We start from the raw sequence: 1,113 nt of genomic DNA, 5'->3' as shown, positions 1-1,113 counted from the left end.
ACCACCAGCAATACCAGCAACCGATAGACCCCGCTTCATGTTCGGGCTCATTTGTTCCCATTGTGCTTTCATCGTTACTTACCTCCCACAAGAAGCGAAGGTCGCTGACTTTCCACTGGTTCTTCACGATGATTGCGAACAACCACATACAACTCAGTCTTTTCACCCGGCAACAAGATATTGCGAGGCCAGTAAGCGCTTGCCACTATATCTGGTGCATGACAGGCTATTTCACTGGCTTCTATCGGCTCATCGGCAAAGCTTTCAACCAGTCCTACATAGACTGTGAAGTAATGTCCCGTCACAATTTGCCCCTGCTTAAAACCAAACTTTAAGCCCGGCTGAAAACATTTCGGGCTTGTGTCAGTTTGGCCAGCTAAACGGATGTCATAGCCTTGTGGTAACTCATTTAGTGCAAGGCGTCTGAGTAAATCACGTAAGCTATCGACGTATGGCTGAGCCGTTTCCCAAGTGGCGGCTTTGCGGTTCACGACGCCCTTAATAGGCCACTGCTGACCATCAATAGCTAAGGTAATTTCACGCGGTGGAATACGACGAGGTACTAAGGTGACAGATAATGCTGGCGCTTCCTGACCAGGCGGAGTGATGTAAAGTGAAACCGGTGATTCTTTGTCCGTGGCCACATATACAACATTCGCCTTGATTTGCGTCTGAGCATCACTGGTTGTTCTCACCTGAGGCGATTCAAACGGTGTCACAATCCGGTTCAGATGGCCAAGTGCCACAGGGATCAGTTCATTGACTCCCGGTGTCATTAGTAGCGTTGTTGGCACATCCGTTGCAACCGAATTGGTTTGAGTCGGTGGATTTGCAGTAGCGGACTGCTTCATCACACTGGCTGGCACAATTGGCAATTCCACGTCTGCATACGACGCTTGAGATAACAGGACGCCACTCAAGCTCATTGCGATTAAGCTTGGTGTTATCCATCGACTAATTTTGGTTCGCATCATTCACCCTCCGGTTTTGCTCTTGGGTCAACTTTTCACGAACGCGCTTCGTTCTAGCTTGCCCTTCATACGTATCCATCCAACTGAGCTTTGGACGGTATTGCTCAATATCGATGTCAAACTCATAGGTGCGAGTTTGGCG

Annotated in this window: 1 protein-coding gene and 1 pseudogene; both read right to left on the bottom strand. The window is 49.0% G+C overall.

Translation table 11 applies throughout. From position 1 onward, the window contains the following. Positions 1 to 74: 74 nt before the first annotated feature. On the bottom strand, positions 75 to 971 hold the full coding sequence (locus R7Z49_RS23540) for a type-F conjugative transfer system secretin TraK (RefSeq protein WP_276434622.1): 897 nt from the start codon (positions 969 to 971) through the stop codon (positions 75 to 77). Continuing rightward, positions 955 to 1,113: pseudogene (locus R7Z49_RS23535) on the bottom strand (pilus assembly protein); the annotation flags it as partial. The gene R7Z49_RS23540 and the pseudogene R7Z49_RS23535, both read right to left, overlap by 17 nt.

Source organism: Vibrio sp. 1562 (genome assembly GCF_033340155.1).
Classification (GTDB): domain Bacteria; phylum Pseudomonadota; class Gammaproteobacteria; order Enterobacterales; family Vibrionaceae; genus Vibrio; species Vibrio alginolyticus.
The sequence above is the reverse complement of the archived record's forward strand: the minus strand, read 5'-3'. Positions and strand labels throughout refer to the sequence as shown.

Excerpts from the sequence above, each read along its gene's own strand:
- R7Z49_RS23540 (WP_276434622.1), bottom strand. The coding sequence starts at position 971 with ATGCGAACCAAAATTAGTCGATGGATAACACCAAGCTTAATCGCAATG.